General features: G+C 48.5%; 5 protein-coding genes. 1 reads left to right on the forward strand and 4 read right to left on the reverse strand.

What is annotated here, in order from left to right:
- Positions 1-81: 81 nt before the first annotated feature.
- From ACYP03_RS10945 to ACYP03_RS10960, 4 genes are all read right to left on the reverse strand, one after another.
- Positions 82-1,452, reverse strand: coding sequence for an SLC13 family permease (locus tag ACYP03_RS10945; RefSeq protein ID WP_248140358.1), 1,371 nt, complete (start codon positions 1,450-1,452; stop codon positions 82-84).
- Positions 1,453-1,758: 306 nt separating this feature from the next.
- Entirely contained in the window at positions 1,759-2,496 is a 738-nt protein-coding gene (locus ACYP03_RS10950; protein ID WP_330959534.1) for a SanA/YdcF family protein, read from the reverse strand.
- A gap of 173 nt (positions 2,497-2,669) precedes the next feature.
- Positions 2,670-4,358 (reverse strand): NAD-dependent malic enzyme, encoded by a 1,689-nt coding sequence (locus tag ACYP03_RS10955; RefSeq protein ID WP_248140356.1) that lies wholly within the window; start codon positions 4,356-4,358, stop codon positions 2,670-2,672.
- A gap of 329 nt (positions 4,359-4,687) precedes the next feature.
- Positions 4,688-5,146 carry a tellurite resistance TerB family protein gene (locus ACYP03_RS10960; RefSeq protein ID WP_248140355.1) on the reverse strand — a complete coding sequence of 153 codons (459 nt, stop codon included), beginning with the start codon at positions 5,144-5,146 and terminating at the stop codon, positions 4,688-4,690.
- A 203-nt stretch (positions 5,147-5,349) separates the two neighbouring features.
- On the opposite strand from ACYP03_RS10960, the gene hrpA reads away from it, so the two are divergent.
- Positions 5,350-9,273 carry an ATP-dependent RNA helicase HrpA gene (hrpA, locus tag ACYP03_RS10965; protein ID WP_459779777.1) on the forward strand — a complete coding sequence of 1,308 codons (3,924 nt, stop codon included), beginning with the start codon at positions 5,350-5,352 and terminating at the stop codon, positions 9,271-9,273.
- Positions 9,274-9,716: the final 443 nt, after the last annotated feature.

Here is a 9,716-nt window from a genome sequence, read left to right on the forward strand (position 1 = left end):
GCATGAGTATGAATCCCCTGACGATTCGATGTGATTGCGTCGAAACGGCAGGGGATCTTGTGATGATGCTATGCGAAGTGGTTACCAGAAGAAGTAAGCCACGGCGGTCAGGAATGCAATGGAGACGATGTTCAGGTAAACACCGGCGCGCATCATTTCTTTCTGTTTGATGTGGCCTGAACCGAACACAATGGCATTTGGCGGCGTTGCAACCGGCAGCATGAAGGCACAAGAAGCAGCCACACCAATCAGGACAGAGAGAAGAACCGGAGATACACCGAGCGCTTCTGCGACTGATGCGAATACTGGGACTAACAGCGCCGCACTGGCTGTGTTACTGGCAAATTCGGTCAGGAAAATGACGAAAGCAGCAATCACCAGAATGGAATACAGCATACCGGCCTGATCAAGGAAGCCGCTCAGGCTGTTCGCCATGAAGACACTGGTTCCCGTTTGTTTGAGTACATTGCTCAGGCAGATACCACCCCCGAACAGCAGCAGTACACCCCAGTCTGTGGTTTTCTCGATTTGTTTCCATTCCACGACCCGTGAGGCACCTAACAGCGCAATAGCAAACAGCGCGATCAGCGTATCAAAACTGCTGAGTCCGCCCAGCATGGCATTGATTGGCTTACTGAAAATCCACAGACAAACGGTCAGAATGAAAATTGCCAGCGTAATTTTTTTACCATTCGTCCACGCCACGGGTTTGTGGTCCAGTTCGAAGGTGTGGTTCAGATCCGGTTTCAGCAGGAAGTAAAGAACCGTGACGGCCAGTGGCAACATAACAATGGTGACTGGCAGGCCGAACATCATCCAGTCAGTAAAGCTCAGACCTGCTTCTGCTGCGGCAATCGCGTTCGGCGGGCTGCCGACCAGTGTTGCGATACCGCCAATACTTGCGCAATACGCCACGCCCAGCAGGACGAATACATAGGTATTGCGCTGGTTTTTAGCATCCACCTTTGCCAGAACACCCAGCACCAGCGGCAGCATCATTGCAGCCGTTGCGGTGTTACTGATCCACATTGACAGACCGGCTGTGACACCAAATAACATGAAAACAGCGACAGACATTTTACCTTTTGCCATGAGCAGAACTTTATCTGCAATGGCTTTATCCAGTTCCTGGCTTCGCAGTGCTGCAGCCAGTGCAAAACCACCCAGAAACAGGAAAATAATCGGGTTGGCAAAGTTACCCAGTGCAACAGAGGTGTTGAACACGCCAAAACCAATCGCCAAAAGGGGAACAAGCAAAGCGGTAATGCTGACGTGGACGGCTTCTGTCAGCCATAACACGGCGACAAAGGCGAGAATACTCAAACCTATTGCGACGTTTTTATCAACGGGCAGCGTATTGAGCAGAACAAAAAAGAGGGCGATATCTGCGAGCAGAATCAGGCTGTTTCGATCAAACAGCCACTGTTTCAGTGTGAGTGCTAAGGCTGTCATAGAGGTTCCTTCAGATTGACTGTTGTTATCATATGTCGGTTATTCACGAAGCGAATTTGTGATCACTTTGTGTCGTCGGTGTGAAATGTTGCATTTTTTTAATCGTTTGTTAACGCGTTTGTGGGCGCTCAGGTGAGAAGAGGCAGCTTTTGTGACGTGGTGTTTTTTGAATGTGTGGGAATCCACCCACTATTGTCAAAACTGTAGTTATGGGGTGCTGCCGGTTGGATGAAAGCCAGACAGGTTCTGACTGTTTCAGGTCATGCCGAAAAGTGTAACGTCTTGAGCCTGAGCGATTTCCGTCGCTTACTGTTGCTGACCGGGTGGGACTGGCTCTTGCCGGAGCGGCGGCAGGACTGGCTCGGGTGACGCCGGCTCTTGCTGAGGTTCAGCAAAAGATGGCTGACTGAAAATAGGTTCCTTCGGACCCGGGAAACGGGGCTGTTCGTCCAGAATGTAAAGGTCCAGCCAGGCTTTCACTCTGGCAAATACTTCTCTGAGTCTGATTTTAAAACCAGCCAGTCCGCGGGGCTGAGGGACCGCGAGACAGATAGCATCAATATTCTTGTGGGCGGCAATAAACAGGGCTCGCTCGCAATGGAACTGTTGGGTGATGAAGGTAAGGCTGCTGGCTTCAAAGACATCTTTGGCGCGAATGACAGAGTCCAGTGTCCGGAAACCAGCATAGTCGAGGACGATGGCTTCATCAGGAATATCGGCTTTCAGCAGGTCACGTTTCATGGTCCAGGGCTCATTGTATGAGCGGTGTGCATTATCGCCGCTGAGCAACAGGATTTGGATCTTCTTTTCCCGATACAGCCGGACAGCAGCATCCATTCTGAAGTTGTAATAAGGGTTGAGGTTGTGGGCAATGTATTTACTGGTTCCCAGAACCAGACCAACGGTCCGTGCAGGCACTTCCGCTGTTTCTGTGTAGATACGATCAGCTGTTGTCGCTGCTACCCAACGGTCGAGTACCAGAAACAATCCAAAGAGAACGATGAGAAAGATGGCTGCAAATCGCAGAACTGAACGCAGCTTCATAATGGTCTAAAATGCATAAATCACCTCAATTTATTTCATTAAGTGTACCTTAATCCGTTGATAATGTTGTGTAAAAATCTGGTCATACATGATGGCGATTTCGCTGGATTGGTGAGCGATTCAACAAAAAACCCGCCATTGGCGGGTTTTTCATCAAACGTGCAGCATATTTATCAGAATGATGTCCGTTTGTAACGACGGTAGCCGGATTCCCAGAAGTTCGTTTCAATCTTTTCTCTGATACGCTCATCTGTATTCTTCGGCGCTTTACCTTGTGCAACCGCTTTCTTCGCCACGGAAAATGCAATATGGCGAGATACATTCTGGATATCTTCCAGTGGTGGCAGCAATGCGCCAGTGCCGTTAATCGCCAGCGGTGAACACTCAGCCAGCGCACGGCTACTTTCCATCAGCATTTCATCGGTGACGCGGCGTGCGCCGACAGCCAGCACACCCAGTCCGATCCCCGGGAAGATGTAACTGTTATTACATTGGGCAATCGGGTAGGTTTTGCCGTTATAGACGACAGGCTCGAATGGAGAACCAGTTGCCACCAGCGCCTGTCCGTCTGTCCAGCGGATGATATCGGCAGGCATGGCTTCCACACGGCTGGTCGGGTTCGACAGCGGGAAAATGATCGGACGCTCACAGTGTTTGTGCATTTCACGAATCACATCTTCACTGAACAGGCCTGGTACACCAGATACGCCAATCAGAATGTTTGGTTTGCCATTACGCATAACATCAAGCAGGGAGATGTTACTGTCATCGGTTTCCCACTCGCTTACACTCTGACGGGTCTGAACCAGTTTCTTCTGGAAATTGACCAGATTTGGCATGTCGTCCAGCAGTAAGCCCCAGCGATCTACCATGAAGACCTGACTGCGCGCCTGTTTCTCAGAAATTCCTTCAGACACCATTTGTGCAATGATGGCTTCTGCAATCCCGCAACCTGCTGAGCCCGCACCCAGGAAGGTGACACGTTGTTCAGACAGTTTGCTGCCAGCCGCTTTACATGCAGCCAGCAGAGAGCCGACAGTGACGGCAGCCGTTCCCTGAATATCATCATTGAAGCAGCAGACTTTGTTTTTGTAGCGTTCCAGCAATGGCATCGCATTCTTTTGTGCGAAATCCTCAAACTGGATCAGCGCATCTGGCCAGCGGCGTTTCACTGCCTGGATAAATTCATCAACAAAGTCATCGTATTCTTTGCCGGTAATCCGGGTATGACGCCAGCCCATGTACATCGGGTCAGACAGGCGCTGCGGATTGTTCGTACCCACATCCAGAACAACTGGCAGGGTATAGGCCGGGCTGATCCCGCCACAGGCGGTATACAGAGACAGCTTACCAATCGGAATGCCCATACCGCCAATGCCCTGATCACCCAGACCAAGGATTCGTTCGCCGTCGGTCACCACGATCACTTTTACGTTGTGGCGGGATGCATTGTTGAGCATATCTTCAATGCGATCACGGTTCGGATAGGAGATAAAGAGACCACGACCACGGCGGTAAATGTTGGAGAAATTCTCACAAGCGGCGCCAACAGTCGGGGTGTAGATGATTGGCATCATCTCAGTGATATGATTTTCAACCAGTCGATAAAACAGGGTCTCATTGGTATCCTGAATGTTTCGCAGATAGATATGCTTATCCATATCATTATCAAACTTCAGGTATTGCTGGTAAGCACGCTCTGTTTGTTCTTCAATACTTTCAATGGCTTCTGGCAGCAGGCCTTCCAGGTTGAAGAACATTCTTTCTTCGACTGAGAACGCACTTCCTTTATTCAGGAGAGGAGTTTCTAGCAGGGCCGGACCGGCGTAGGGGATATATAGGGGTCTTTTATCGTCTTTCATGTAATAGACTCTGTTTTCGGCTGAAATTTTGGCATTTCTTTTTATTGAGTGGCACATCGTAGTCCTAACAACCACTATATTCAAAGAGAAAATTCAAAAATATTGTTAAAATGATCAACATTTTCAACTTTTGTTGAACAAATCAAAGTTCAGCACAAAATTGTCCATATTGTAGAATAAAAGTTCGGTATATGTTGCTTGGGTGGGGTAATTTGCTGTTTTCAGGTCGATTGGTATCGTTGCAGTTGGTTATTGGGGTGATTGTCAGAAATATACTCTGTCTTCACCCGTTCAGTTTGCTTCTGTCGCATCAACAGAATAATGCGGGACTATTCTGAGGCGCCAGCCTGGGCAGAGAATTTGGCTTTGATAAACGTTGCGTGGTCAACGTAAATCAGCTCTGAAACCTGCCTGATAACGGCTTCTTCCAGCGGATCCAAAATACCGTCTGCGAAAGCGACCTGCCACATAGCTTCAATCAGACGATAGCGATCGTCTGCGGATAAAGAACGTAGCTTGCTGGTGAACTCATACACCGAGACCGACTGTTCGCTTCGGGTCTGCGCTTCATGCAGCAATGTCCTGGCCTGAATATCATCTGTTTCGAGCAATTTCATTAGCAGGTGGATTTTTGCAGTCTCTTCGTTGGGATCCCGGTTATGGTCCGCATTGGCAACTTCACAGAGCAACGACGCGATTGCAAGATGGAGGGCTGGTGTATCAACAGCACCATCATCACTGCCATCATTCATGATCTGGCGAAAAAGAATACGCAATTGCTGGAACATAGCCATTTCCCTTTTAGTTACTTACCTATTTATCATTGCAGCCCTGTCAGAAAAAATGCAAGAGATTGTTGAGTTTCATGTTGATGCTGGCCTGATGAATACAGAAGTCTGTGGTAGAATCGCGCCAGTTTTACGAAGAGCATGTTCAGGTTACTTCTTGTTTTCCTTACCTGAACGACTTACTGATACAAGCAGGAATTCACTTGACTCAGTCTACAACGCCTCAATCTGAGCGAACAGAAGTTCGCAACAGTGAAAAAACATTGAAAGCCGCCATTCGAGATTGCCTGATCCGGGATCGATTCCGTCTGCTCAAACGAGTGCAGGGCGCGGCAAAAATTAAGAACGAACAGGCCCGACATGCCGTGTTCGATGAAATTGCGATGGACATTGCACGTTCAATGCAGTCCGTTGAGATCCGCCGGAACAGCTGTCCGGCGATTACTTATCCGGAACAATTGCCGGTCAGTCAGAAAAAAGACGACATCGCGAAAGCTATCCGTGGCCATCAGGTCGTGATTGTGGCCGGTGAAACGGGTTCGGGTAAAACCACGCAGTTGCCGAAAATCTGTCTGGAATTGGGTCTGGGGACGACTGGTACCATTGGTCATACGCAGCCAAGACGCCTGGCGGCCCGTTCCGTTGCCAACCGTATTGCTGAGGAACTGGGCTGTGAAATGGGCTCAACCGTTGGTTATAAGGTTCGGTTTAACGATCAGGTTTCTGATAAAACTCAGGTCAAGCTGATGACCGATGGTATCTTGCTGGCTGAAATTCAGAATGATAAGTATCTGAATCAGTACGACACCATCATTATCGATGAAGCCCACGAACGCAGCCTGAACATCGATTTCATTCTGGGCTACCTGAAGAATCTGCTGCCAAAACGCCCGGATCTGAAAGTGATCATTACCTCGGCGACGATCGATCCGGAACGTTTTTCGAAGCATTTCAGTAATGCGCCGATTATTGAAGTTTCTGGCCGGACTTATCCGGTTGAAGTCCGTTATCGTCCGGTGATGGATGACAGTGATGACAGCGATCGCGATCAACTGCAGGCAATCTTTGATGCTGTGGATGAGCTGTGTGACGAAGGCATGGGCGATATCCTGATCTTCATGAACGGTGAGCGGGAAATTCGTGATACTGCCGATGCACTGAGCAAACGAAACCTGAAACATACTGAAATTGTTCCGTTGTACGCACGACTGTCTGCCAGCGAGCAAAACCGGGTGTTCCAGTCACACAGCGGCCGCCGGATTGTCTTGTCGACCAACGTGGCTGAAACATCACTGACCGTTCCGGGCATCAGGTATGTAATTGACCCGGGTACGGCCCGGATCAGCCGGTACAGCTACCGCACCAAAGTTCAGCGATTGCCGATTGAGCCAGTCTCGCAAGCCAGTGCAAACCAGCGTAAAGGCCGGTGTGGCCGGGTTGCAGCGGGTGTCTGTATTCGTCTGTACTCTGAAGATGACTTTTTGTCCCGTCCGGAATTTACGGATCCGGAAATTCTCCGGACCAATCTGGCATCCGTTATTCTGCAGATGACAGCCATCGGGCTGGGTGATATTCAGGCTTTTCCATTTGTTGAGCCGCCAGATAACCGCAACATTCAGGATGGCGTACGTCTGCTGGAAGAGCTGGGCGCTATCAATGCAAATGCCAAAGATCCGCGGAAGCGTTTAACGGAAGTTGGCCGTCAGCTGGCAAAGCTGCCGATTGACCCGCGTCTGGCACGAATGGTTCTGGAAGCGCCGAAGCATGGTGCTTTGCAGGAAGTGATGATTATTGCATCTGCGCTGTCGATTCAGGATCCTCGCGAACGTCCTCTGGAAAAACAACAGGCATCGGATGAAAAACACCGCCGTTTTTATGACAAAGATTCGGATTTTCTGACCTTTGTGAACCTGTGGGATTACCTGAAAGAACAGCAAAAAGCCTTGTCGGGCAATCAGTTCCGTAAGCAGTGTAAAAGTGATTATCTGAATTATTTACGGGTCCGTGAGTGGCAGGATATCTACTTCCAGGTTCACCAGGTGGTCCGTGAGCTGAAATTGCGTCATAACGATGAACCAGCCAGTTATCCGGCTGTACATACGGCGCTGCTGGCGGGGATGCTGTCGCATATCGGTCAGAAAGATCAGGAGAAGAATGAGTATCAGGGTGCGCGGAATGCCCGGTTCAATATCTTCCCCGGCTCAGGCATTTTTAAGAAACAGCCGAAATGGGTCATGGTGGCAGAGCTGGTTGAAACCTCGAAACTCTGGGGACGTATTGCAGCCAAAATTCAGCCGGAATGGATTGAGCCACTGGCACAGCATCTGATCAAACGCAGCTACAGTGAACCGCATTGGGAGAAAAAACAAGCTTCGGTCCAGGCCTTTGAGAAGGTTAGTTTGTACGGAATTCCGATCGTTCCGAAGCGGAAGGTGAATTACGGCAAGATTGATCCGGTGATCAGCCGGGAGATTTTCATTCGTTCCGCGCTGGTTGAGGGGGACTGGGAGACCAAGCACAAGTTCTTCCATCAGAACCGTCAGTTGCTGCGTGAAGTTGAAGAGCTGGAGCACAAGTCCCGTCGTCGTGACATTCTGATTGATGATGACGCCCTGTATGAATTTTACGACCAGCGGGTTGATCATACTGTGGTTTCAGGACGCCATTTTGATACCTGGTGGAAAGAAGCATCAAGTAAAGATAAGGAATTGCTGAACTTTGAACGCGATATGCTGTTCAGAGGGGATGCGAGCCATGTGACGGAGCTGGACTATCCGAACTTCTGGCATCAGGGCAGCCTGAAACTCAAACTGAGTTACCAGTTTGAGCCGGGCGAGGATAACGATGGTGTGACCGTACATCTGCCGTTGCCTGTTCTGAATCAGGTTGAGCCGGACGGTTTCGACTGGCAGATTCCAGGGTTACGTCATGAGTTGGTCGTAGCGCTGATCAAGTCATTGCCGAAAACATTACGGCGTAACTTTGTGCCGGCACCCAACTATGCTGATGCGGTATTGGCTCGTGTTCAGGCGATGTCTGCGCCGTTGCTGGATGCTTTGGAAAAAGAACTGAAACGAATCACTGGTGTCACCGTCTTGCGTGAAGACTGGAATCTGGATCAGGTGCCAGAGCATTTGAAGATCACATTCCGGGCTGTGGACCACCGCAACCGCAAATTGCGTGAAAGCAAAGACCTGTATGCGCTGAAAGAGAGTCTGAAAGAAAAGGTTCAGGAAACCCTGTCTCAGGTCGCGGATGATGACATTGAACAGAATGGACTGACGACCTGGAGTTTCGGCGCATTACCTGAGCGTTATCAACAGAAGCGTGGCGGATTTGAAGTCAAAGCTTATCCGGCAATTATTGATAACAAGGACTCTGTCGGGATTAAGCTGTTTGAAACGGAAGAAGAGCAGCATACCGCCATGCAGCAGGGACAGCGACGTCTGATCCTGTTGAATGTGCCGTCACCGATTAAGTATCTGCACGAGAACCTGCCGAACAAGTCAAAATTAGGTCTTTATTTCAACCCGTATGGACGGGTCATGGATCTGATCGATGACTGTATTGCCTGCGGGGTGGATAAGCTGATTGAACAGAAAGGCGGTCTGGTTTGGGACACGGAAGCTTTCGCGGAATTGAAAGAGTATGTCCGTGCCGAGTTGGGAGATACTGTCGTTGACATTGCCAAGCAGGTTGAATCGATTCTGACGACAGCGTTTAACATCCATAAAAAGCTGAAAGGAAAAGTCGATTTCACGATGGCGTTTGCTTTGTCTGATATCAAAGCCCAGATGGAAGGATTGATCTTTAAAGGCTTTGCGACCGAGAGTGGCTGGCGTCGTTTGCCGGATATTCTTCGCTACATGAAGGCGATTGAGCGCAGAATGGAGAAACTGCCGATCGATCCGAATAAAGACAGAATGCATATACTGAAGATTGAGTCGGTGGCTCATGACTATCAAGAGTTGCTGAATAAGATCCCGAAAGGCCAGCCTGTTCCGGAGAAGGTGAAAGAAATTCGCTGGATGATGGAGGAATTGCGGGTCAGTTATTTTGCTCAGCAATTAGGCACGCCTTATCCGGTGTCGGATAAACGTGTCCGGAATGCAATATCGGAATGTTGATGATGATTCTATTCATGTAAATTTCATCGATGCTTCAACATATATCAATAGATGGCGAGTGAGAAACTCGCCATTTTGTTTCTGGTTGCTTTTTGAGCAAATTTATTTTTCATTAAATTAAGATAAATAAATATTCAACATGAAACACTGGTTTCACAGCAGTACCTTTTCGGGTGAATAAAAACCGGTTTGAAGTTCACTTGTCTAACGAATTGATATAATGCTTCAAACATACAAAATTGGAGTGATTACTCTTTTTATGGCCATTCATCAGGTACAGTGAAAATTAAACGCTTGTTAGAGTTGGATTTAATTTTCATCAATACTTATTGAGAAGTAAAAAATTATTAAACATACATTCTCTATTGATTTATTTGGTTTTTAAATTGTCTATATTCTCAATTACAAGTATTTTCATCACATCATCTTATCGTACGCAAAAA

This window comes from Photobacterium sp. R1, assembly GCF_054600795.1.

Bases quoted from the DNA above. Each gene is read 5' to 3' on its own strand.
- ACYP03_RS10945 (WP_248140358.1), bottom strand. From the start codon at position 1,452: ATGACAGCCTTAGCACTCACACTGAAACAGTGGCTGTTTGATCGAAAC.
- ACYP03_RS10955 (WP_248140356.1), bottom strand. From the start codon at position 4,358: ATGAAAGACGATAAAAGACCCCTATATATCCCCTACGCCGGTCCGGCC.
- ACYP03_RS10960 (WP_248140355.1), bottom strand. From the start codon at position 5,146: ATGTTCCAGCAATTGCGTATTCTTTTTCGCCAGATCATGAATGATGGC.
- ACYP03_RS10950 (WP_330959534.1), bottom strand. From the start codon at position 2,496: ATGAAGCTGCGTTCAGTTCTGCGATTTGCAGCCATCTTTCTCATCGTT.